Consider the following 21,458-nt stretch of genomic DNA (forward strand, 5'->3'; position numbering starts at 1 on the left):
CTTCGTTCACCACTGAAACCTCTGGACTATTCCCTGGCGTTAAGCCACTGCAATTTGATCAACCTGAGCTTACTGCCCTCACCCTGCACGATAACTCCCATCGTTCTCAGCGCATCTCAAAAAGTTATCTTCTGTACTGAGTCGCCGCAGCAGGGTCAGGGTTTCAATGTGACGTTAATTCGCTGTGTTTCGACATGACATGCCCCCTTAGCCACATGAACACCCGGGAGTAACTGAGACTTGAAGCCTGCAGCGGAAATACTTACATCATACTGACCCGCTTGCTCATAGCGCCCTTCATACACATGACAATCCATGCCATTAGCAGAGAGAGGCTCTGCATTCGCATTATGAATAGCCATAACTTTGGCACCACACACTGGCTGTCCTGTCATGTCAGTCACACTTACCTGCATGGCAGGCACCATGACCTGAGTACACATCATGTTTCCGTCGCCTATTGGCTCCTGAGCAACTTTTTCTGAGTTCATAGAAGAACAACCAGCCATCACGGCCATTAGCATTAATAACGGCAGGCACCGCAAAGCCTTGATCAGATTTGCCGCTGGTTTTGTAATAAATCTCCGTTTCATCTCACTTCCCTGAAATAGTGGCTGTAGGTGATGCAATACGACTCTGAATCAACATTCATGATGAAATCGCCAAAGGATATTCCATTATCAGCCTATAACTCTGTCAAATCCCCATTGGCTCAACTATAAAGATAGCAGTAAAGCCTTGGTTATATTCTTACAGGGTATCCCAATCATGCCGGGAGGACTATGAAATCAAGAGTGCCCCATGTCCTGTTTCTGGATGATGAAGTCAGTCTGCTGGAAGCATTGCGGCGCAACCTGAGACAGTCAGGATGGGAGATGCATTTCGAGTCATCCCCAACGCAAGCGGTCAATTTACTGGAGCAGCAGAATATCGACCTCATTGTCAGCGATATGCGAATGCCTGAAATGAATGGCGTTGAGTTTCTGGAGCAGGCGGCCACATTACGCCCCGACAGTGTGCGTATTATTCTGACGGGCTATGCCGATATGGATAGCACCATTGATGCGGTCAATCGGGGAAAAATCCATGGTTTTCTGCAAAAGCCGGTAGAAATACAGGCGCTACGTCAAATGCTCGAATCCGGCATTAAGGTTTCTCAGGCAAAGCACCGGCAAGCACAAATTCTCTATACCCTGGCAAAAGCCAACAAAGCACTCAAATCAGAATTAGAGCAGGCATTAAGCTTTGTTGATGAATCCAACGAAGCATTAAAAGATACCTATACCAGCACTATTGAAGCCTTCGCCCGGTTACTTGAAGGGGTGAAGTCCCAGTTACAAGACCGACCTTTTCGCGCAGGAATTTATTGCCGACTTCTCGCCAAACATCTGCAACTGGAAACTGAGCTGGCACGACAGGTGTATTACGCCACTTTGCTACATGATATTGGCCGCCTGGGCATGCCGCGCAATATCACCCATCTTCGTTATCGCTCGCTCAATCCTCATGACAAGGCCCTGCTGGAGCAGTATCCGATTCTGAGCAGTGCTGCTCTCATGGAAGTCGAAGAGCTGAGTGTAGCCAGTGACTTTATCCTTGCGCACCGAGAACATATTGATGGCTCTGGATATCCCTACCGCTTAGCCGGTGGTGCTATCAGTGAAGGCGCTCTGATTGTTGGTCTGGTGACGTACTTTGATGAGTTACTTGGGGAAGATGAAAGCGAACGCGCTATCAAACTGACACTGGAAAAACTTGAGTCTGTTAAAAACGTGTTTTATCCCTACGAACTGATCGATGCTCTGGGGCAGGTACTCAAGGAATATTATCATCTGGGTCAGCAGCAGTTTATTGCGTTGCTGGAAGTGCAGGAGCTGCAGCCGGGAATGCGCATAGGAAAAAACCTTTACGCACGCAATGGCATTCGGTTACTGACCAAAGGAACGGAGCTGACAGAGCGTTTGATTGCCAAAGTTCAGGGCTATCAGGAGCGTGTTCAACCGGACCTCCGCGTCGCCGTCGTTCAGCATTCAGGAGTCAAAGTGACCTAATCCAGTTCAACAGAACCCGCCTTACTGAACAGACATAAAAAAAGGGCTAATGCCCTTTTTTACCACATCGTCTTTTTCACACTTTGGCTTGCAGGTAATTCTGCATACCCAGCTGATCAATCAGACCCAGCTCAGTTTCCAGCCAATCGATGTGCTCTTCTTCAGAATCCAGAATGTTTTTCAGCAAGTCACGGCTGATGTAATCGCGAATGCTGTCCGCGTAGGCAATACCCTCGCGCAGATCCTGCTGGGCCACCATCTCTACCTTGAGATCGCACTCCAGCATTTCTTTAATATTTTCACCAATAAGCAGCTTGCCCAGATCCTGTAGGTTCGGGATACCTTCCAGAAACAGAATGCGGTCAGTGAGCAGATCCGCATGCTTCATCTCATCGATAGACTCATGATATTCGTGATCTGCCAGCTTGGTCAGGCCCCAGTTTTTGTACATTTTCGCATGCAGAAAGTACTGGTTAATCGCTACCAACTCATTGCCAAGCACCTTGTTCAGGCACTCAATCATCTTGGGATCGCCCTTCATCACGGTCTCCTTTTCGCTCAGCCTAATTCCTGCTGATATTTGAATTGTTCAGGGAGTATATAAGCACCAGATCAAATAATCCTCATTTGATCTTTGTTGACAACAGTGATTAAATGCGAATCATTCTTACTCTGCTTATCAGGGAGAACTCCATGCTCGTATGTGTCTGCAAACGCGTTTCTGACTCAATGATCCATGACGCTTATGAAGAAGGTATTCAGTCGGTGGAATCACTGGGGCAGCACCTTGGCCTTGGCCAGTGCTGCGGAAAGTGCAAACCTTACGCCCAGCAGGTACTCGACACTGCCAGCAAGAACACCTCAGCCTCTGGAGTTCAAATGTGGTCTCCGGCGGGTGCCAGTACACTGAATGTATGGAATCCGGCAGCCTGATCAGCTGCCCCGGTAGGTGGTGTAGCCATAGCCACTGAATAAAAGTGGCAAATGGTAATGACTAAGGCTGCCATCAAGATCAGCCGTCAAAATCGCCTCAGGAAAAAACACTTCTCTGTTGTGCTCCTGACACCAGGGCTCAAGAGCAAAGATCAGTCGGTATCGCCCCGGTATAAGAGCATCAACTGATGGCCATTCTTTGATGCGGCCATCGGTATTAGTCACCCCTCTGGACAAAACCCGCCAACTCCCTTCATGGCAGTATTCCATGATCACTTCCAACCCTTCCATAGGTTTGCCCGTCAGGGTATCTAACGCATGAGTACTGAGTGTGATCATGCCAGCTCCTTTGCCAGCCAAGGGGTTTTCAGCCACTGACTGAGGCGGAGTGCAGTGATCTTGCGTTGTTCCTGAGCCGCAGCCGCCGTCTCTTCTTCTGTGGTTCTTGGTAAACGCTCTTCGAGTAGTGCCAGCATTTCATCCGCACTTTTACCCGAGGCGAAAACGATAAAAATAAAGCCATGACGTTGAAAGTAAGCCTGGTTTAATTCAGCAAGGCGTTGCAAGGTCTCCTCGCTGGCTTCAGCAACGCTGGACTGCTCATTACTGGCCTGCTTACGCGTGTCCGCGTATTTCTTGCGCAGGCTATCCACATCGCCAATCATCGGATGGCCTGCGAAGGCTTCCAGCCACTGCGCAGGAGTCATGCTCTTGAATGCTTTATCAACGGCCTGAACAAAGGTCGACTCACTGCCAAAGGGTGACTCCATCACCACCTGCTCAACCCATTGCTCGCTACTACAGGTGTTATAAAGGTGTCGACGAAGATCCTGGGGTGAATACGTATTTAGCATCGAAGTAAACATGCTGACTCCTTGATCAGTGCTCATGACCGTTGCGGCGCAAGCTCATGCCTGAAGCGCACGAGCCGCCTGCCAGTTAAGAGGAGTGACATCGGCAGTGTAAGCCGATGCCGTTTGATCCAGCTGAATCTGCTGAGCGGCAATCGATACCGCCACTTCCATGGGACGCTTACCGCCAATGGGCATTCCTAATGGGCAGTGAATCTGCGACACACGCTCTTCGGTTATACCCCGGGCTTCAAATCGCTGCTGAAACCGCCGCCACTTTTCTGAAGAGCCAATCAAGCCAACAAAGGCTGGCATCGACTCGCGCTTAAGTAGCTGCAGACAAATATCAAAATCCAACTGATGATCATGGGTGAGAATCAGGAAACGTGCTTGGGCTGGCGCACTTACCGCCACCTGTAGGGGATCTTCTTGCATATAACGTACCCGACCCACCGAAGCCGCCGTCGATTCCTCTGCAAAGATCCCATCCCGCTCATCTACCCACCTAATATCATAAGGCAGCGCTTTCAAGATGCTGACCAGCGCGGATGCGACATGACCAGCACCGAAGATGACGATGGGTTGGGCTAACTGCAACGGCTCAAACAACACCATCACCACGCCTCCACAGCACATCCCAAGACTCGCAGCCAGATTGAAGCGCTCAATCACGGGCGAATGCTGCCCAGACTGCAGAAACTCACGTGCCTTTAACAGACACTGGTACTCCAGATTACCACCGCCGATAGTGTCGTGTTGCTCATGCTCTGTAATCAGCATCTTGGTGCCGGCATCACGTGGAGACGATCCCTGAACGCCCAACACTGTTACCAAAACACCCGGAATATTTTCATCCTTGCAACGGCTTAGAGCACTGATCCAATCAAGAGACGGCTGCATAATGCATCTCCTCTAATGAACGTGCGGCCCGCCACACAGCCTCTGGTGTCGCAGGCGCATTCAGCGGAACAGGCCTGCCAGGAGCAATATCACTTAGCGCATCACGAAGCGCGCACCAGGCAGAAATAGCCAGCATAAAAGGCGGCTCTCCCACTGCCTTGGAGCGATGAATGGTTGCCGCCGGATGATCAGCCTGAGTCAACAACTCAGTATTAAAGCGCGCGGGAACATCGCCTAATGTTGGAATTTTGTAGGTCGCAGGCGTGTCAGTACGAAGTCTGCCCTGCTCATCCCACACCAGCTCTTCTGTGGTCAGCCAACCCAAGCCCTGAACAAAACCTCCCTCAATCTGACCTTTGTCCATCGCCGGGTTCAGGGAGTGTCCCACATCGTGAAGGATATCAACCTGCAGCAGACGATATTCCCCTGTCAGGGTGTCAACCTCGACCTCACTACAGGCCACGCCATGAGCGAAATAGTAAAAGGGATGGCCCTCCGCCTTTTCACGATCGTAATAGATACGGGGCGTGCGGTAGTAACCGGTTGCAGAGAGCGAGACCCGCGCAAAATACGCTTGCTGAACTAACTCGGCAAAGCTCCAGCGTTGATCAGCCGCTTCAATATCCCCCTCGTTGAAAGACACCTGCGCGGCGGTGACTCCCACGTTTTGCGCCACCAGTTCCGTCAGCCTGCTTCGTAGTGTCATGCAGGCATCCTGAACCGCCTGGCCGTTTAAGTCTGCGCCAGATGAAGCCGCCGTTGGTGACGTGTTAGGCACTTTGTCGGTTCGCGTGGCGGTGATGCGGATTTGTTCCAGTGGCAGAGCAAACGCATCGGCAGCAATCTGCTGCATCTTGATATGCAGCCCCTGCCCCATCTCGATACCACCATGATTCACCTGAACGCTGCCGTCGGTATAAATGTGTACCAGCGCTCCCGCCTGGTTGAGATGCTGCGCAGTAAAGGAGATCCCAAACTTAACAGGTGTCAGCGCAATACCACGGCGCACAGTGGAAGATGCGTCCTGTTGGTTCGCTTCGCGAATCGATTCATAACGACGGCGATAATCACAGCGATCAGCCAAGGCAAGCATCATATCTGCGACCGGAAAGTGCTCTATGGTCTGGCCATAATGAGTCTGGTTACGAGTCTCGGTGTCATAAAGATTTCTCAGGCGAACCTCAAAAGGGTCTTCCTGCAGAGTACGCGCTAAATCATCCATTGCAGCTTCAATAGCCAGCATGCCCTGAGGCCCGCCAAAGCCACGAAATGCGGTGTTGGACGCGGTGTGAGTAAAGGCGCGAAACCCCGTTACAGTCGCATCCGGCAGATAGTACGCATTATCCGCATGAAACATGGCCCGATCGACGATCGCTTCTGAGAGATCCGGTGAGCAGCCACAGTTACCCGTCAGGGTCATCGTCAGCGACTGAATCATGCCGGCGGCATCTGCAGTTAACTCAGTATCCGCCACAAAGGGATGGCGCTTGCCGGTCAGGCGCATGTCTTCCTGTCGATTGAGCCTCAGTACCACAGGTCGCTGAGTCTTACTGGCTAACAAGGCTGCCATGCAAGCCACACCTGCAGCCTGAGTTTCTTTGCCGCCGAAACCGCCTCCCAGACGACGCACTTCGACACTAATCAAATGCAGGGGAAGGTTCAGCACCTCCGCCACCAGCTTTTGCACTTCTGACGGGTGCTGAGTCGAGCAATGCAAATGCAAAGCCCCTTCTTCACCCGGTATCGCCAGCGTGGCCTGAGTTTCGAGATAGAAATGCTCCTGACCACCGATCTCCAGTGTAGAGCTGAGGCTGATCTCGCCGGAGGTGATCGCGGCAGCGGGATGCCGCTCCATCACATGAGTGGGGCGCACCAGCAGGTTCGCCGCGACACTGGCTTTGGGGTCCAGCGCCAAAGGCTCAGCTTCTGCGTATTCAATACGTGCTTTGGCCGCAGCCGCTCTGGCCAGCGTCTCGGAAGTGGCAGCCACCAGAAAGAGTGCCTGCCCGACATACAGGGTTTTATCCATCACCAGTAACGGATCACCCGGGAAAACCGGACCAATATCCTGATGCCCGGGAATGTCCGCGGCCGTCATGACAGCGGCAACGCCTTCAGACGCTCTTACCTCCTCAATATGCAGACTGACTGCGGCATTTGCCTGAGAAGCCAGCACCACAACGCCATAAAGACTGCCCTGCGGTAGCGGGATATCCGTCACGTAGCGCGCTTCACCCTTAACCTGCAACCGGGCACTCTCATGAGGATGCGCCTTACCCACCTGACCCGGCCCGACGACAGAGCTCACCGCAGGAGCAATTAACTTACGCATGAGACACCTCCCTGATGGAGCCTTTCGATAACGCCCGGTGAATCAATGCAGCACTAACCTGCAGACGATAATCCGCACTGGCTCGTGCATCTGACATGGGAGTGACATCCTCCGAGAGCTGCCGAAGAATATCCTGAACACTGATCGACTCACCCTCCATCATCTTTCTAGCTACCAGAGTTTCAGTCGCAGGCGCCCGACATGGAGTTGCCGCCATGCCGCCTAAACCGATACGCACCTGCCCCATGGCCGACACACTGACAGCCACCAGCATGGAGGCGATATCGTCCTCTCGGCGTTTACTGACCTTATCAATCGAGAGGCCGTTAAACAGCCGATCATGAGGCACCCGAACCAGGCATAGAAGCTCATCAGGCTGCATGACCGTTTTGCGATAGCCGGTAAAAAAGGTATCCAAAGGCACCCAACGCTCTGACGTTGCAGAGCGAAGCTGTACCTGCGCATCCAGTGCCAGAAGAGCAGGCGGCAAGTCACCAACGGGAGAAGCATTGGCGATATTGCCGCCCAGCGTTCCCTGATTTCGTACCTGAGTAGCAGCCACGCGCTCGAGTAATTGGGCAAGCACAGGCTGATGAGTTTCACTCCAGAGCAGCAGTTCCGCAAAGCTGACGCCAGCGCCGAAGCTGACATAGTCTTCATCCTGAGAAATCGTCGAGAGTTCTGCACACAGGCCAAGCCAGATGAACCCCGGGTAGCGCTTGTGCTGTAAGTTCATCTCGACGACCAAATCCGTTCCACCCGCTAACCAGGGGAAGTCGGGATGCTTCACCTTGGCCTGTAAGGCTTCTGTTAGCGTGAGCGGAGAGATAAAAGCAGAAGGCGCTGAGGCTTCTGCTATGGCAGAAACCTGTTGGGCGGGCTCTGGCATCCAGATATCCACCCTGTTCGGCAGAGAGTTTTCCGCCAGCACCTGAACGGCATCGCGAATCGAGGTGTAACCGGTGCAACGGCATAGATTACCACCCAGTGCCTGTTCCATCTCGCAGGCATCCAACTGGTTATGACTCGCCGCGAAGAGACTCATCACAAAGCCCGGCGTGCAAAAACCACACTGCGTCCCATGATTCTCAATCATTGCCTGTTGGCAGGGATGAAGCTCGCTGCCCTGGCTGATACCTTCAACCGTGATTAAAGAACGGTCTTTCAACGTTCCTGCCAGAGTGATACAGCCATTCACACTCTTATAATGAATGCCGTCTTCATCAGGCTCAGCAATCACCACCGTACAGGCACCACAATCACCGGTAGCGCAACCCTCTTTAGTCCCCGGCAGCCCCAACTCAGTGCGAACCCACTGTAGAATGCTCTGATTTGGATCGGGATCTGGCATCTGTAATGCCTTACCATTCACCTTGACCCTCAGCATCAGACGTACTCCTTACCGGTTCGTTTGAGCCCGTGGTGATTTTTTAGGGATAATATGACTGTACGCCAAACCCTTTAAAAATCATCCAATCGGTTTAATTATTATTTATTCTCAGCAAAGCCTATGCCACCAAAACGATCCAGTTGGACAAATATTCAAGGCAAGTGGCATGATTGCTGCTTTCTCGTTGTCGGTTCATATCACTTCTTCGACCTTTAGCGGTTGAAACTTCCACAGGCTTTAAACGATGACCCCACTTCTTGAGGTTCGCCGCATCACCAAGGTGTACCCGGGCTGCAAGGCGAATGATCGTATTCACCTCGACATCCGGGCAGGCGAAATTCATGCCCTGCTGGGTGAAAACGGTGCCGGCAAAAGCACCTTGATGAAAATTATCTACGGCGTTGTTCAGCCCGACGAAGGCGAGCTGCTCTGGCAAGGTGATCCGATCATCCTTAAAGGTCCTGCCCACGCCAGAGAGCTTGGTATTGGCATGGTATTCCAGCACTTCTCATTGTTTGACACCCTGAGCGTGCTGGAAAATGTGCTTTTAAGTTTGCCCGCCAAAGAAGCGAAACAACGCCAGCAAGTGATTCAGCGCATCGCTCAGATGGGAGAGCAATACGGGATGCACCTGGACCCACACCGTCCGGTCAGTAGCCTCTCCACCGGCGAGCGTCAGCGTGTTGAACTGATTCGAGCGCTGCTAAACCGCCCTCGCTTGCTAATTCTGGATGAGCCCACCTCCGTGCTGACACCGCAGGAATGTGAGGGACTATTCCAGAGTCTTCGTAAGCTCGCCGCCTCCGGCTGCGCGATCCTGTTTATCAGTCACAAGCTGCAGGAAGTGAAAGACCTGTGCGAGCGCGCCACCATTCTGCGTGCTGGCGAAGTCGTGGATGAGCTGGACCCGCGTGAGACAGATATCGAAACACTCGCTGCCCGTATGGTCGGGGCAGGAACTGCGACACATGCCTCTTCTCGTCCTGGTAGTCGGGGCCAGCGCGCTATCAACATTAACGAGCTGACTCTCTCTGGACTTTCCAGCCATGAGGTGGGAGTACGTAACGTCAGCTTTGAAGCCTTTAGGGGCGAGATTCTGGGTATTGCCGGAGTCGCCGGTAATGGTCAGGCCTGCTTGCTGCGCGCGCTAAGCGGTGAGCAGTTGGCAACTTCACAAAGTATTCAGCTGGATGATCAGCCTGTCGGCAAACTGTCCCCGAGTAAGCGCCGCCTGCGTGGTCTGGCCGTGGTACCGGAAGATCGACTCGGCCGCGGCGCAGTGCCTGAGATGTCGTTGGTCGATAACGCACTGCTAACAGCATCGCATAAAGGTCTGGTGAAACAGGGAATGATTCGCCGGGGCGCATTACGCCAGTGGACTAAAGAGGTGTGCGAGAGCTTTCGGGTAAAAACCGCGGGGATAGACGCACAAGCCCGAAGCCTCTCCGGCGGCAATCTGCAAAAGTTCATTATTGGACGAGAAGTGAAACAGCAGCCGACCGTTCTGGTGGCCAGCCATCCCACCTGGGGCGTGGATATAGGCTCTGCGGTCAGTATCCGTGAGGCGCTACTTAATCTGCGCGATCAGGGTTGTGCCGTCATCATTCTCTCGGAAGACCTGGAAGAGCTTTTCGAGATTAGCGACCGCATGGCAGCTCTCTGCCACGGTGAACTCTCACCAATCAAAGCCGTGACTGATACCAGTCTGGAAGAAGTGGGCCGCTGGATGGGCGGCGATTTTTCACAAGCTACCGTTCAGGAGCCTTCTCATGCTCAGGCTTGAACGCCTTCCTCAAGACTCCCGAGTGATGGCCTGGTGCTCGCCACTATTAGCGGTGCTTTGCACACTGATCACTGGCGGGATTCTCTTTGCTGCACTGGGACATAACCCCTTTACCAGCCTCTACAGTTTCTTTCTTGGAGGCGTGACTGATCTTTACAGCCTTGGCGAGCTTGGTGTCAAAGTCACACCGATTCTACTTTGCGCAACGGGTCTCCTGCTTTGTTACCGGGCGAACGTCTGGAATATCGGCGCCGAAGGCCAGTTCGTCGCTGGTGGCCTTTGTGGTGGGATGGTAGCGCTGGCCGGACTCGATAATGACTCCAGCTACTACACCATACTTATTCTGCTGGCCGGCATGGCGGGCGGAATGTTCTGGGCAGGTATTGCTGCCTGGCTGAAAACGGCCTTTCAGTGCAATGAAATTCTGACCACCATTATGCTCAACTACATCGCCTTTCATTTACTTCAGTATGGCGTGCATGGTCCGCTTCGTGACCCTGATGGCTTTAATTTCCCCGAATCCGCACTCTTTAATGACAATCATTTGATGCCGATTCTCATCGAAGGCACTCGCCTACATCTGGGCATTGTGCTTGCCGCGGTTGCTGTCATTGGCCTTATCATCGTTCTTCGGTACAGCCATCTGGGCTTCAAGATCACGGTTCAGGGCAAAGATGACAGTGCCGCGCGTTTCGCGGGTTTCAGCAGTAAAGGCCTGACTTGGCTGGTGTTACTGGTGTGCGGAGCGTTGGCTGGACTGGCAGGTGCCGCCGAAGTCGACGGCCCGGTTGGCCAGATCACCCCTTACATCGCCTCCGGTTATGGTTATGCCGCTATCATCGTGGTGTTTCTGGGCCGGCAGAGCCCCTTTGGAATTGTGCTCGCAAGTATTCTGCTGGGCCTCACCTACCTAGGTGGTGAAGTGGCGCAGATAAAACTGAGTTTACCGGTTTCTCTGACTGAACTCTTCCAGGGCATGTTGCTGTTCTTCTTGTTGGCTTGTGACCTGTTCATTGGCTATCGAATTCGTTTCGTGCGCCGCCCGGCAACAGCCTGAGGATTCCCTATGGATTATGATCTGATTTCCAACGTGCTGTTCTCTGCGGTTAGGACTGGCACGCCACTGTTACTGGTTGCCATGGGCGAGCTGATCACTGAGCGCTCCGGCGTGCTCAATCTGGGTCAGGAAGGCATGATGCTGATGGGGGCCGTCATCGGCTTTATTGCCGCACTGGCTACCGGTAATGTCTTCATTGGTTTTATGGCAGGAGCTGTGGCAGGCATTGCGATGTCGTTACTGTTTGGTTTTCTTGCCCTGACGCTGAATGCCAACCAATACGCCACCGGCTTGGCGCTGGCGATCTTTGGCGGTGGGCTAGCTGCGTTTATTGGCCAGCCCTATGTCGGTAACCCGATTTCAGGTATGGAGCGTTGGGCGATTCCCGGCCTGAGTGATATCCCCGTGATTGGCAATGCTCTTTTCAATCAGGATCCCGTCATCTACCTGAGCTTTATCGCAGTACCGTTACTGGCCTGGGCACTACGCTCCAGTCGAGCGGGCTTGATTGTCCGGGCTGCAGGAGAGTCACCCGATTCGCTGCATGCCTTGGGTTATCCGGTGGTTCGAGTGCGCTATCTTGCGGTAATGTTTGGCGGAGCCATGACAGGCATTGCGGGCAGTTATCTGTCTCTGGGCTATCCGGCCATGTGGAATGAAAATATCACCGCTGGCCGCGGCTGGATTGCATTGGCGCTGGTCGTGTTTGCCAGCTGGCGTCTTGGCCGCTTAATGCTTGGCGCCTATCTGTTTGGTCTCGCCAGCATTCTTCACCTTGTGTTTCAGGGCCTCGGCTTTGAGATTTCTCCCGAGCTGCTGGCGATGATGCCTTACGTCGCGACGATAGTGGTGCTGGTGATTCTATCCTCTCGTCAGGGTCGTGGAGCACTTCAGGCACCCGCAGCCCTCGGAAGACCCTGGCGACCAACGGCTTGATTCGCAGAGACAAAAAATCCCGGTGCATAAACTGCCCGGGATTTTTTTATAACGAGAAGGCCACTCAGAAGTGGTTATACCGCAATGGGCATTGCCTGGCGAAATGGGTTATGACCATGGAAAGCCCCCCGCTCAATCAGGCAGGCATCCAGTGCGGCTACCAACTTCTCCTGCTGGATTTGCTGCCCAATAAACACCAGTTCCTGCCGGCGATCACCCACAGCAGTATCCCAATGCTCGCGAATATTCAGCAGCATCCCCGGCTCAGTCGTCCACTCTTCTTCACCGACACTTGCCCACCATTTACCCGCATACTCGAAAGACAGTTGACCACCGGCCTGAGACCAATGAAAAACATCATCATCACAATCTGCCAGCCAGAAGTAACCTTTGGAGCGCAGCAGACGACCTTGCTCGGTATACAAACCTGCATCCAAGAGTGCATGGAGCTTTTGCGGATCAAAGGGGCGACGTGCGCGATATACAAAGCTGCTGATCCCGTACTCTTCGGTTTCAGAATGAAGCTCGCCGCGTAATGTCTGCAGCCAGCCTGGCGCCTTCTCAGCTTCTTCAAAGGAGAACAGCCCGGTATTCAGAATCTGTTCAGGCTCGATCAATCCTTTGTCGGCGGTGAGAATCCGCGCTGAGGGGTTAAGCCCTCGCACCGCTGCCATCACTTCCGCCCACTCTTTTTCGCTCACCAGATCGGCCTTGGTGATCACAATTACATTGGCAAACTCGACCTGTTCCGTCAGCAGCTGACTGACTGTGCGCTCGTCGTCCTCCCCCAGAGATTCGCCTGCATCCTGCAATGACTGGGCTTCTTCAAAGTCCCGCAGGAAATGCTTGGCATCCACCAGAGTCACCATGGTGTCCAGTCTTGCCAGCTGACTCAGGCTTTGGCCGTTCTCATCCTCAAAGGTAAAGGTTTCCGCAATCGGCAAAGGCTCGGCAATCCCGGTGGATTCAATCAGCAGATAATCGTAGATGCCTTCATTGGCCAGCTGTGTAATTTGCTCTAGCAGATCCTCACGCAGTGTGCAGCAGATACAACCATTGCTGAGCTGCACCAGCTTTTCCTCACTGAAGCGAACGGAAATTTCTTTCTCAACCTGCATTCCATCGACATTTACCTCACTCATGTCATTCACAATGACAGCAATTTTGAGGCCCTGAGTGTTACGCAAGAGTTGATTAAGCAGTGTTGTTTTTCCCGCACCAAGAAAGCCGGATAACACTGTGACGGGAATGGAGGACATGATTTTTACTCGCAGGCATTAAATGTTATGTTATTACATTATAAACCTGTTTTACCCTCTCATGACAACAACCTTTCTTTTCCCTCTGCTGCAACGCTGAATTCTTTAACTGACAGCACTTGCCAAGATCCAGCTGCCTCATAACAATTCGAATTGGTACTTATTTCCTCACTCAGACTGCCGCGAATATTCCTTATGCAGGACAAGCGATATCACATCCTTCGGACCACGGAGCAACTGCTGCGTACCCACGGTTTGCATGGGCTGAGCATGAGTAAAATTGTTCAGGCTGCCGGGGTTTCGACCGGGACGATTTATCGCTATTTCCGCGATAAGGACGATCTGATCCGCGCGATGCATCATGAATCGGCCGAGGAACTGGGTGAGGCACTCAAGGTCGGCATAGATAAAGGCAGCTATCAGGAGAAAATATTTACCTTGGTTGAGAACCTGATTAACTACAACCGTAAATATCCTGAGCGCTATGTCACCAAGGCCGCACTGGATCTGGCCTCCCGCGATGTGGCAGATCTGCATGAAGAGCTTCGTGGCTATTTCGCAGAGATACTCGATTTAATCGAAAAAGGTCGTGAGGAAGGTATCTTCAAGCAGCTACCCAACGATATATTGATTGGTCTTGCGCTCGGCCCCATCGAATTTAATTGCCGCCTTAATATCAACTCGATCTATTCCTTTAGCGAAACAGAAATGCAGTGTCTCAAGCTGGCCTGTTGGGATGCAATTTATACGCACCCGGAGTGATTAACCCTTTTATAGGGAAAAACCTATACAAGCCTCCCTCTTCATTTGGGCCTTAGTTGCTGAATTCACAGCGTTATAACCTTTACCCCCAGCCCCCATCACTCAGATTTATACCCCTTGAGGCTTGATAAAACCTGACGTTCAGCCCAATTTTCCCATATTGATACCGTAACAACATAAGCTCCAGGATAGGTCTATACTGCCTCGCTGAAGCCTGCACTGAAATTCTTGTACAAAGATTTGTAAATACTTGTACAAAAGCCGTATCATGTGCAGTTCTTAATATTGATTAATCCCGTTTTTCGGGTATCTTGTTGCCTCGCAATGAATCTCATTGCTGTCGACACGCCCGGTTTCCCGGCGATGCTGGTTCTTTTTTGACAGGTAGTATTCTGTCGGTGAAGCCTACTGGCCAACAGTCGCGCTTAACCTGTGCATACTTGGAGAGAATGCATGAACAAGCCCGTAATATGGTTGGTTATCCCTGATCCCGCCCTAGAGACAACAGTACGCAACCTGCCAGTACTCTCCTCTTTCGTAGTGGAAAGCATTCGCCTCGACAGTTCTGACTGGGTCAGCCGTATTGAGAGCCAAACGCCCTCTACGATTCTGATCCAGGCTGATCGCGTACAGGATCAGTACCTCGAACAGATTCTTGAATACCGTGCTCAAATCGAAATCATGATGATGAGTGACGGAACGCCCAACCCGCTGATTGACTCAGCGATGCGCCAAGGGGCCAGCTTCCACTTCCGCCTTCCTCTTGAAGAGAACCTGCTGACCGATATCCTGACGGATATCGTGAATGAGGTTCAGGCCTCAGACCCTGCGGTGGCTTCCATTCGCAGTGATCTTGACCAGTTCGGCTTATTGCTTGGCTCATCGGATACTATGCGTCGTGTCTATCGCATGATTCGTAAAGTTGCCGATACCGACGCTAGCGTGATGATCATTGGTGAAAGCGGCTGCGGTAAGGAACTGGTCGCGAACACTCTGCATTTGATGAGCTCACGCATAAACAACCCGTTCATTGCCATTAACAGCTCTGCTTTCAGTTCTGAGCTGATTGAAAGTGAGCTTTTTGGACATGAAAAAGGCGCCTTCACCGGTGCGCATAAATCCTACCGCGGGATTTTCGAGCAAGCTCATGAAGGAACGCTGTTCCTTGATGAAGTGACAGAGATGCCAATCGAGCTACAGGCAAAGCTGCTCCGCGTGCTGGAAACCGGTTCTTTCTCGCGTCTTGGAAGTGAAGAAGTTCTGCAAACGGATGTCCGCGTTATTGCAGCAACCAATCGCTCGCCGGAAGAAGCTATTGCGAATGGCCGTCTGCGTGAGGACCTGTACTTCCGTCTGGCACAGTTCCCCATTGAGCTACCACCACTTCGAACTCGTGGCGAGGATATTCTCGGTCTGGCCAAGCATTTCCTTGCTTATCGCAATGCCTCAGACAAGACCCAGAAGTTTTTCTCCAACGAGGCCATTTACTCAATCGAGAACTACTCATGGCCAGGCAACGTCCGTGAACTTAAGCATCTGATCGAACGTGCGCACATTCTGGCTCATGATGAGATTACCCTAGAGCACCTGGGTATCGAACCGGACTACACGCCTGCGGCTGAACGCCCCGACAACGCTCTTGTGATTCCTGCGGATGCAGGTCTTGAGGAGATGGAACGTCAGGTCATTTTACAGACGCTGGAGCGCTTTGAGGGTAATAAAACCCGTGCGGCAGAACAGCTGGGAATTAGCATCAAAACGCTCTACAACAAGCTGGAAAAGTACCGTTCCTGATGAGTTTTGTCTGATCAGGTATACAAAAAAGCGCCCTAGGGCGCTTTTTTTATGGTTATTTACCACCGTGCCCCGGTTTAATCCGCCAGTAATTTAAGGACCGCTTTAGCAGTAGCCTCAGAGGAGGCCGGGTTTTGCCCGGTTACCAGCATGCCATCCACTTCGACGTAGGACTGCCAGGCATCTCCTCGGTAATAGTCAGCACCTTTGGCTTTAAGCTCACTCTCAACCAGAAAGGGCACCACATAAGTCAGCCCTACGGCTTCTTCCTCTTCATTACTGAACCCGGTCACCCGGCGCGCGGAAACCAGCGGTTTTCCAGTCATGTCCTTCACATGTCGCAGCACTCCCGGAGCATGGCATACGGCACTCACTGGCTTGCCTGCTCGTTCAAAGCTTTCGATCAGGGCAATGGAGTGGGCATCTTCTGCCAAATCCCATAAGGGGCCATGCCCACCAGGATAAAACACGGCATCAAAGTCTTTCTCGCTGACGTCTGAAAGCAGATCAGTGGTGCTCAGAGCCTGCTGAGCCTCGCTATCCTGACGAAAGCGTTTGGTGGCCTCCGTATCTGTCGAGGCGTCATCACTTTTAGGATCAAGTGGTGGCTGTCCGCCTTTGGGCGATGCCAGAGTGATGTCATAACCGGCATCCTTGAACACATAATAGGGGCCGGCAAATTCTTCCAGCCAGAAACCGGTTTTCTCACCGGTATCACCTAACTGATCATGGGATGTCAGCACCATAAGTAGCTTTTTCATTTAGGGACTCCCTGTCTTTGTGACATTCTTTCTCTTTCTGGGGACAAACCCATTAAAAGCCATCCATACTCTGTTATAAGAATGATTCCAGCCTGTTTCAGGAGATCTCGATGTCTCAGTCTCAACCGCTGCCGACCATAGAAATCACCGACAACCCTTCCAGCGCGAGGCAAAAAGCGCTGTTGCAATCGCTTCGTCACTTCAATGCCAACACCATGGGCTATAACGATGCCTGGCCCCTGTTTCTCAGCATCACCGATGGAAAAGACCGCTTACAGGCAGGACTATCCGGCCGAACCATTTATGGTCACCTGCTTATTGAGGCGCTTTGGGTCGATGAGTCATTACGCGGCCAGGGTTTAGGCAGCCTTTTGATGGCAGAAGCTGAACGTATTGCCATCGAACGCGGATGCTATGGGGCTCAGGTGGATACTGTCAGCTTTCAGGGACAGGATTTTTATCCACGCTTTGGCTTTGTTTGTGTAGGAACTGTAGAAAATTTCCCTCCCGGCCATACGCGCTTGTTTTTCCATAAGGACTACCGCAATAGCTCAGAGGTGCCGAAGGATAACTAATCCCTACAGGAGGTTCTGATGAGTTCGATTCCGCCACTGAGTCTGGGTTTACAAGGTGGTGGCGCTCACGGCGCTTTTACCTGGGGGGTTCTTGATTATCTGCTGGAGAAAGAAACGCCACTACACGCCCTGAGCGGCACCAGCGCCGGAGCCATGAATGCGGTGATGCTTGCTGAAGGCTGGCGAACCAATGGCAGCAAAGGTGCACGGGAATTGCTCACGCAGTTCTGGAATGACGTCGCCAGGGCCTCTCCTTTCAATGCGGGTGAAGGTGGCTGGGAAAGCTATCTCTTGCCAGGCTCAACCCTATCCATGATCCGGGGCGTGACGCGCTTTTTATCACCTTATCAGTTCAACCCTTTTGCCCTTAACCCCCTTCGTGACATTGTCGAATCCCTTGTCGACTTCTCAGGCATTCAGCAGTTTCGGGATATTCAGCTCTTTGTGGCCACGACTCAGGCCAACTCGGGCAAGCTGAGACTCTTTCGCCAACAGGAGCTGACCGCTGATGCACTAATGGCTTCCGCTTGTCTGCCCACCCTGAATCAGGCCGTGGAAATTGATGGAGAGCCCTATTGGGATGGCGGCTTCGCTGCTAACCCGGCAATTGCGCCTCTGATCTATGAAGCCCACGCCAAAGACATCCTGCTGATACTGCTTTCCACCTTGCCTCTGGGAGAGAGCCCGCGCAGCGCTGATGAAATTCAGCGACGCGTCATGGACATCAGCTTTAATAGCGCGTTTCTTGCAGAAATGCGCATGTTGATTGAGGCTCGCTCCAGAGCGAAAGACTCCTGGCTCAACGTCGGCAAACTGGAACGCCGCCTTGCCGGAGTTCGTTTTCATCTGATTGGCCCGGGGAATGCGTTCGATGAGCTGCCTGAGGGAAGCCGCATCATGGCTAACACCCAGCTTTTTGAAGATCTATTTGCCGCAGGCCGTGCTCGCGGGGAGGACTTCTGGCAGCACCACAAGGAGCAGGTCGGCCAATGCTGTTCGCTGGATGAACATAAGCTTTTCGGCTGAAAGCTCACTTAAACTGACGGATTAAAGACTCCGCTGAACGGTATCTCAAGACTGACTTGGTACGGATGCGGTTTCAGGCTACCCTTAAGCGTCTTTTCCCAGTGCTTTAGTTACCATGTCTCACGAACACTTCGATAAAGTCTCTGATGCAGAGCCATCCTTAACTCCTGGTCCGACGGTCGCCAGCTACACCATCAGCGAAGGCTTTATCCGCCATCAGTTGCGCAACATCCTGATTTTCACTTTTGTACTGGGCTTATTAGGGTTTGGCGCCGTCTATCTGGCACTAAAAGCCCAAACGCAGATGTGGATCTTTGCCGCCATGACCTTCTGGCTGGCATGGCATAAATTTCAGCACCGTCGTTACTGGCAGAAAGATGCCCGCGAGCTTTCCCTGAACCTGACAGAGGATCATCTGGAAATTTGTCGCCAGGGTGAGGTTCGCAAGAGTCTGCAGATTGAAGGATTGGTGAAGATCACTGAACAGCGAAAGTGGGGACGGCTCGACTCTTTACTTCTCAAGGATTCATCCGGTCAGCAACAGCGTTTGCGTGGTTTTGACAGACTGGAAGAGCTTGAGCAGGGGCTGCTCCAGCGTCAGCCCGCAATCACCGTGACAAAGCGCTACCTACTGCACCGCTAAGTAAGAAATGCGCCGTCAGTTACTGACGACTTAGCTGCCAGAAACTGGCAATGCTGCGACCCGTTCGGGTCAGATTGGCCTTGGCCTCCACCAGCGCTTCATTGAGCGTTTGCGGACCTCGGCCAATGGGCAGCACGATATCAATACCGTGCTCATACACACTCTCGAACCCCTGACCAACACTGCCGGCAACCGCCACAACGGGTAAGTTGCGCTCCTTGGCCGCCTGAGCCACGCCATAGGGAGTCTTGCCAAAAATGGTCTGACTATCCACACGGCCTTCACCGGTCACGACCAGATCGGCATCCACCATCGCATCGCGCAGATTAATTGTTTTCATCACCAGATCAACGCCTGGCGTGAGTGACGCTCCCAACGCGGCAAAGAGTGCCGCTCCAAGCCCACCCGCAGCACCAACACCAGGTGTCATTAGCGCATCTCTGCCAGTCTGTTCAGCCAGCATTTTGCCGAAGTTCTGTAAGGCCTTATCCAGCGTTTGCACCATCTCAGGGGTTGCGCCCTTCTGTGGTCCAAAGATGGCGGAGGCGCCCTGCTCACCGCAAAGCGGATTATTCACATCACAGGCGACCTCAATGGTGGTGTCGTTGAGCCGGATATCCAGACCGGATAAATCCAGCTCTGCCAGGGAAGACAACGCCAAACCACCTGCTGAAAGATCATTGCCTTTGGCATCTTTCATTGTGGCACCAAGTGCCAGCAACATACCTGAACCACCATCGTTGGTTGCGCTTCCACCCAAACCCATAATGATATGACGCGCCCCGCGCTCAAGTGCGGCCTTGATGAGCTGCCCGGTACCGTAGGTCGAGCTGATTTGCGGGTCGCGCAGATTGGCTGGGACCAGATGCAAACCACTGGCCTCGGCCATTTCGATCACCGCCGTCTGGCCATGATCAATCAAGCCAAACATGGCCTTCACTGGCTCGCCCATCGGCCCTTTTACCATTTCATAGATACGCTCGCCCTGACGCGTGCTCACCAGGGTTTCTGTCGTCCCCTCGCCGCCATCAGCCATAGGCAGGCAGCGGCATTCAGCTTCAGGGAAGATTTCACGAATACCTTCGGCAATCGCCGTCGCCGCTTCCATGGCAGTCAGGCATTCCTTGAACGAATCCGGAGCAATAACAACACGCATCAGCAGAAGTTCTCCTTGAACAGGGGTAAATCAGAATGGGCCTGAATCGAACAGCACTCAGAGCAGGCGCGCCGAGCGACGAATACGATCCAGCGTTTCTATTACCATGCGGGATGTATCCAGATTATGCCAGCGCTCTTCACTGGCGACCTTGCTGGCGAAAAAGTCGATCATGGCAACGTATTGATCCTGAGGCGCCAGGGTAAAAGGCTCTCCTCGGCCCCGCCCACCCGCTTCAGCCAGAGTAATCACCGCTCCGGCGGGATCAGGGTTGAAGGGAATATCCAGCTCGGCCCAACCACGCTCACCCAGCAAGGTCAGTCGCTGATAGTCCGCCAACTGTGTCGATACGGTCATGCTGAGCACCCGCCCTTCCCCAAAATCCAACAGCGCCGCTGCCAGACGATCAGTGTCAAAGTCCGGGTCAATATCGACCATGCTCTGAACATTCAGAGGCGCGATGCCAAAAGTCCAAATACCGGCCAGAACGGTGTAGCAGCCAATATCCAAAAGACCGCCACCGCCCCATTCAGCGACGTTGCGCACATTATCCGGGCTGCGATTGTAGTAGCTAAAAGCGCCCTGAATCGCGCGTACCGGACCTATCGCCGGCAAAATAGTTTCGTGAATTGCCTGCCACTGCTGATGCTGGCACACCATAAAGGCTTCCATGACGACCTTGTCGTGCTTCATCGCCGCTGCATAAAGCGGCTCTAACTCTTCAGCATCACGGGCAATGGGTTTTTCACAGAGAACATGCTTGCCAGCCTCGAGCGCCTTAAGGGCATAGGGCACATGCAAGTGATTGGGCAGGGGGATGTAAACCGCATCGACCTCATCACAGGCCAGCAGCTCATCATAATCAGCAAAGGTATGAGTAACATCAAAGGCATCAGCGAAAGTACGGGCAGACTCTTGCGAACGGGACGCCACAGCAGTGATTGTATGCCCGGCCTTGATCATCGCCGGAGCCACTTTTTCCCGCGCTATTTTGGCATTTCCAAGTACTCCGAATCGCATCGTTTTCTCCCTGCTGACGTGTCATCAATGGTTTGAATAGGCAGTTCGGTGGCTAATGTCTAGCTGTTGGCTGCTGCAAAGATCTATAGGGGGCAGAAGCGGCGCAAGCAATATCTCTCTGATTTTCTCTCAATCTGACCGCGAACAGGCCGGCGCTTACTGGCTTTAAAGCCAGTGTTTTAAGGGCCTTATAAAGCCTCAGCCCACGAAAGCCTCCACCAAAGTCTAG

Annotated in this window: 21 protein-coding genes; 10 read left to right on the forward strand and 11 right to left on the reverse strand. The window is 52.8% G+C overall.

The genetic code is table 11. The features are described 5' to 3' along the window. Window positions 1-155: 155 nt before the first annotated feature. Window positions 156-593, reverse strand: coding sequence for a carboxypeptidase-like regulatory domain-containing protein (locus ACKC9G_RS18180; protein ID WP_411408063.1), 438 nt, complete (start codon window positions 591-593; stop codon window positions 156-158). Window positions 594-782: 189 nt separating this feature from the next. Here ACKC9G_RS18180 and ACKC9G_RS18185 point away from each other — a divergent pair, with 189 nt between their 5' ends. After that, complete coding sequence (locus ACKC9G_RS18185) at window positions 783-2,051, forward strand: HD domain-containing phosphohydrolase (RefSeq protein WP_411408065.1); 1,269 nt, start codon at window positions 783-785, stop codon at window positions 2,049-2,051. 76 nt (window positions 2,052-2,127) lie between these two features. Here ACKC9G_RS18185 and bfr read toward each other — a convergent pair whose 3' ends face one another. Beyond that, a complete protein-coding gene (gene bfr, locus ACKC9G_RS18190; protein WP_411408067.1) occupies window positions 2,128-2,592 on the reverse strand; it encodes a bacterioferritin in 465 nt (154 codons plus the stop codon). 152 nt (window positions 2,593-2,744) lie between these two features. On the opposite strand from bfr, the gene ACKC9G_RS18195 reads away from it, so the two are divergent. Beyond that, window positions 2,745-2,984, forward strand: a complete 240-nt coding sequence (locus ACKC9G_RS18195) for a bacterioferritin-associated ferredoxin (protein ID WP_411408069.1) — start codon at window positions 2,745-2,747, stop codon at window positions 2,982-2,984. Here ACKC9G_RS18195 and uraH read toward each other — a convergent pair whose 3' ends face one another. The 5 genes from uraH to ACKC9G_RS18220 are packed head-to-tail and all read right to left on the reverse strand — an operon-like array spanning window position 2,985 to window position 8,454. Continuing rightward, a complete protein-coding gene (gene uraH, locus ACKC9G_RS18200; RefSeq protein WP_411408071.1) occupies window positions 2,985-3,323 on the reverse strand; it encodes a hydroxyisourate hydrolase in 339 nt (112 codons plus the stop codon). Further along, on the reverse strand, window positions 3,320-3,850 hold the full coding sequence (gene uraD / locus ACKC9G_RS18205; RefSeq protein WP_411408073.1) for a 2-oxo-4-hydroxy-4-carboxy-5-ureidoimidazoline decarboxylase: 531 nt from the start codon (window positions 3,848-3,850) through the stop codon (window positions 3,320-3,322). Before uraD ends, uraH begins: the two co-directional genes overlap by 4 nt. 42 nt (window positions 3,851-3,892) lie before the next feature. Continuing rightward, entirely contained in the window at window positions 3,893-4,735 is an 843-nt protein-coding gene (gene xdhC / locus ACKC9G_RS18210; RefSeq protein ID WP_411408075.1) for a xanthine dehydrogenase accessory protein XdhC, read from the reverse strand. Further along, a complete protein-coding gene (xdhB, locus tag ACKC9G_RS18215) occupies window positions 4,719-7,067 on the reverse strand; it encodes a xanthine dehydrogenase molybdopterin binding subunit (protein ID WP_411408077.1) in 2,349 nt (782 codons plus the stop codon). Before xdhB ends, xdhC begins: the two co-directional genes overlap by 17 nt. Continuing rightward, the gene (locus tag ACKC9G_RS18220) at window positions 7,060-8,454 is read right to left on the reverse strand and encodes a xanthine dehydrogenase small subunit (protein ID WP_411408079.1); all 1,395 of its coding nucleotides are present in this window, start codon (window positions 8,452-8,454) and stop codon (window positions 7,060-7,062) included. The genes xdhB and ACKC9G_RS18220 overlap by 8 nt, the downstream gene beginning before the upstream one ends. Before the next feature lie 247 nt (window positions 8,455-8,701). Between ACKC9G_RS18220 and ACKC9G_RS18225 the strand changes: the two genes are divergently transcribed. Genes ACKC9G_RS18225 through ACKC9G_RS18235 form a run of 3 tightly spaced genes read left to right on the forward strand, consistent with a single transcriptional unit; the run spans window position 8,702 to window position 12,233 of the window. After that, window positions 8,702-10,240: an ABC transporter ATP-binding protein gene (locus ACKC9G_RS18225; protein ID WP_411408081.1), complete on the forward strand. Its 1,539-nt coding sequence runs from the start codon at window positions 8,702-8,704 to the stop codon at window positions 10,238-10,240. Then, window positions 10,227-11,297 (forward strand): ABC transporter permease, encoded by a 1,071-nt coding sequence (locus tag ACKC9G_RS18230; protein WP_411408083.1) that lies wholly within the window; start codon window positions 10,227-10,229, stop codon window positions 11,295-11,297. Before ACKC9G_RS18225 ends, ACKC9G_RS18230 begins: the two co-directional genes overlap by 14 nt. Window positions 11,298-11,306: 9 nt before the next feature. Further along, on the forward strand, window positions 11,307-12,233 hold the full coding sequence (locus ACKC9G_RS18235) for an ABC transporter permease (RefSeq protein ID WP_411408085.1): 927 nt from the start codon (window positions 11,307-11,309) through the stop codon (window positions 12,231-12,233). 74 nt (window positions 12,234-12,307) lie between these two features. Here ACKC9G_RS18235 and ACKC9G_RS18240 read toward each other — a convergent pair whose 3' ends face one another. Then, window positions 12,308-13,492, reverse strand: coding sequence for a GTP-binding protein (locus ACKC9G_RS18240; protein WP_411408087.1), 1,185 nt, complete (start codon window positions 13,490-13,492; stop codon window positions 12,308-12,310). A gap of 195 nt (window positions 13,493-13,687) precedes the next feature. Between ACKC9G_RS18240 and ACKC9G_RS18245 the strand changes: the two genes are divergently transcribed. Next, complete coding sequence (locus ACKC9G_RS18245) at window positions 13,688-14,254, forward strand: TetR/AcrR family transcriptional regulator (protein WP_411408089.1); 567 nt, start codon at window positions 13,688-13,690, stop codon at window positions 14,252-14,254. 453 nt (window positions 14,255-14,707) lie between these two features. Beyond that, window positions 14,708-16,048, forward strand: coding sequence for a sigma-54 interaction domain-containing protein (locus ACKC9G_RS18250; RefSeq protein ID WP_411408091.1), 1,341 nt, complete (start codon window positions 14,708-14,710; stop codon window positions 16,046-16,048). A 77-nt stretch (window positions 16,049-16,125) separates the two neighbouring features. Here ACKC9G_RS18250 and ACKC9G_RS18255 read toward each other — a convergent pair whose 3' ends face one another. Further along, entirely contained in the window at window positions 16,126-16,809 is a 684-nt protein-coding gene (locus tag ACKC9G_RS18255) for a type 1 glutamine amidotransferase domain-containing protein (protein WP_411408093.1), read from the reverse strand. 110 nt (window positions 16,810-16,919) lie between these two features. Between ACKC9G_RS18255 and ACKC9G_RS18260 the strand changes: the two genes are divergently transcribed. From ACKC9G_RS18260 to ACKC9G_RS18270, 3 genes are all read left to right on the forward strand, one after another. After that, window positions 16,920-17,384, forward strand: a complete 465-nt coding sequence (locus ACKC9G_RS18260) for a GNAT family N-acetyltransferase (RefSeq protein ID WP_411408095.1) — start codon at window positions 16,920-16,922, stop codon at window positions 17,382-17,384. A gap of 18 nt (window positions 17,385-17,402) precedes the next feature. Beyond that, window positions 17,403-18,410 (forward strand): patatin-like phospholipase family protein, encoded by a 1,008-nt coding sequence (locus ACKC9G_RS18265; protein ID WP_411408097.1) that lies wholly within the window; start codon window positions 17,403-17,405, stop codon window positions 18,408-18,410. A 115-nt stretch (window positions 18,411-18,525) separates the two neighbouring features. After that, window positions 18,526-19,053 carry a hypothetical protein gene (locus ACKC9G_RS18270; protein ID WP_411408099.1) on the forward strand — a complete coding sequence of 176 codons (528 nt, stop codon included), beginning with the start codon at window positions 18,526-18,528 and terminating at the stop codon, window positions 19,051-19,053. 19 nt (window positions 19,054-19,072) lie between these two features. Here ACKC9G_RS18270 and ACKC9G_RS18275 read toward each other — a convergent pair whose 3' ends face one another. Together ACKC9G_RS18275 and ACKC9G_RS18280 are read right to left on the reverse strand one after the other, a co-directional pair. After that, complete coding sequence (locus tag ACKC9G_RS18275; RefSeq protein ID WP_411408101.1) at window positions 19,073-20,209, reverse strand: glycerate kinase; 1,137 nt, start codon at window positions 20,207-20,209, stop codon at window positions 19,073-19,075. Between the two features lie 57 nt (window positions 20,210-20,266). After that, window positions 20,267-21,229 carry a Gfo/Idh/MocA family protein gene (locus tag ACKC9G_RS18280; RefSeq protein ID WP_411408103.1) on the reverse strand — a complete coding sequence of 321 codons (963 nt, stop codon included), beginning with the start codon at window positions 21,227-21,229 and terminating at the stop codon, window positions 20,267-20,269. Between the last annotated feature and the right edge of the window lie 229 nt (window positions 21,230-21,458).

This window comes from Pokkaliibacter sp. CJK22405, from assembly GCF_046614695.1.
In the GTDB taxonomy this organism is placed as follows: domain Bacteria; phylum Pseudomonadota; class Gammaproteobacteria; order Pseudomonadales; family Balneatricaceae; genus Pokkaliibacter.

Coding starts and splice junctions, on each gene's coding strand:
- ACKC9G_RS18255 (WP_411408093.1), bottom strand. CDS start 16,809: ATGAAAAAGCTACTTATGGTGCTGACATCCCATGATCAGTTAGGTGAT.
- ACKC9G_RS18195 (WP_411408069.1), top strand. CDS start 2,745: ATGCTCGTATGTGTCTGCAAACGCGTTTCTGACTCAATGATCCATGAC.
- xdhC (WP_411408075.1), bottom strand. CDS start 4,735: ATGCAGCCGTCTCTTGATTGGATCAGTGCTCTAAGCCGTTGCAAGGAT.
- ACKC9G_RS18235 (WP_411408085.1), top strand. CDS start 11,307: ATGGATTATGATCTGATTTCCAACGTGCTGTTCTCTGCGGTTAGGACT.
- bfr (WP_411408067.1), bottom strand. CDS start 2,592: ATGAAGGGCGATCCCAAGATGATTGAGTGCCTGAACAAGGTGCTTGGC.
- ACKC9G_RS18265 (WP_411408097.1), top strand. CDS start 17,403: ATGAGTTCGATTCCGCCACTGAGTCTGGGTTTACAAGGTGGTGGCGCT.
- ACKC9G_RS18245 (WP_411408089.1), top strand. CDS start 13,688: ATGCAGGACAAGCGATATCACATCCTTCGGACCACGGAGCAACTGCTG.
- ACKC9G_RS18230 (WP_411408083.1), top strand. CDS start 10,227: ATGCTCAGGCTTGAACGCCTTCCTCAAGACTCCCGAGTGATGGCCTGG.
- ACKC9G_RS18225 (WP_411408081.1), top strand. CDS start 8,702: ATGACCCCACTTCTTGAGGTTCGCCGCATCACCAAGGTGTACCCGGGC.
- xdhB (WP_411408077.1), bottom strand. CDS start 7,067: ATGCGTAAGTTAATTGCTCCTGCGGTGAGCTCTGTCGTCGGGCCGGGT.
- ACKC9G_RS18280 (WP_411408103.1), bottom strand. CDS start 21,229: ATGCGATTCGGAGTACTTGGAAATGCCAAAATAGCGCGGGAAAAAGTG.
- ACKC9G_RS18180 (WP_411408063.1), bottom strand. CDS start 593: ATGAAACGGAGATTTATTACAAAACCAGCGGCAAATCTGATCAAGGCT.
- uraH (WP_411408071.1), bottom strand. CDS start 3,323: ATGATCACACTCAGTACTCATGCGTTAGATACCCTGACGGGCAAACCT.
- ACKC9G_RS18220 (WP_411408079.1), bottom strand. CDS start 8,454: ATGCTGAGGGTCAAGGTGAATGGTAAGGCATTACAGATGCCAGATCCC.
- ACKC9G_RS18185 (WP_411408065.1), top strand. CDS start 783: ATGAAATCAAGAGTGCCCCATGTCCTGTTTCTGGATGATGAAGTCAGT.
- ACKC9G_RS18260 (WP_411408095.1), top strand. CDS start 16,920: ATGTCTCAGTCTCAACCGCTGCCGACCATAGAAATCACCGACAACCCT.
- ACKC9G_RS18270 (WP_411408099.1), top strand. CDS start 18,526: ATGTCTCACGAACACTTCGATAAAGTCTCTGATGCAGAGCCATCCTTA.
- ACKC9G_RS18240 (WP_411408087.1), bottom strand. CDS start 13,492: ATGTCCTCCATTCCCGTCACAGTGTTATCCGGCTTTCTTGGTGCGGGA.
- ACKC9G_RS18275 (WP_411408101.1), bottom strand. CDS start 20,209: ATGCGTGTTGTTATTGCTCCGGATTCGTTCAAGGAATGCCTGACTGCC.
- ACKC9G_RS18250 (WP_411408091.1), top strand. CDS start 14,708: ATGAACAAGCCCGTAATATGGTTGGTTATCCCTGATCCCGCCCTAGAG.
- uraD (WP_411408073.1), bottom strand. CDS start 3,850: ATGTTTACTTCGATGCTAAATACGTATTCACCCCAGGATCTTCGTCGA.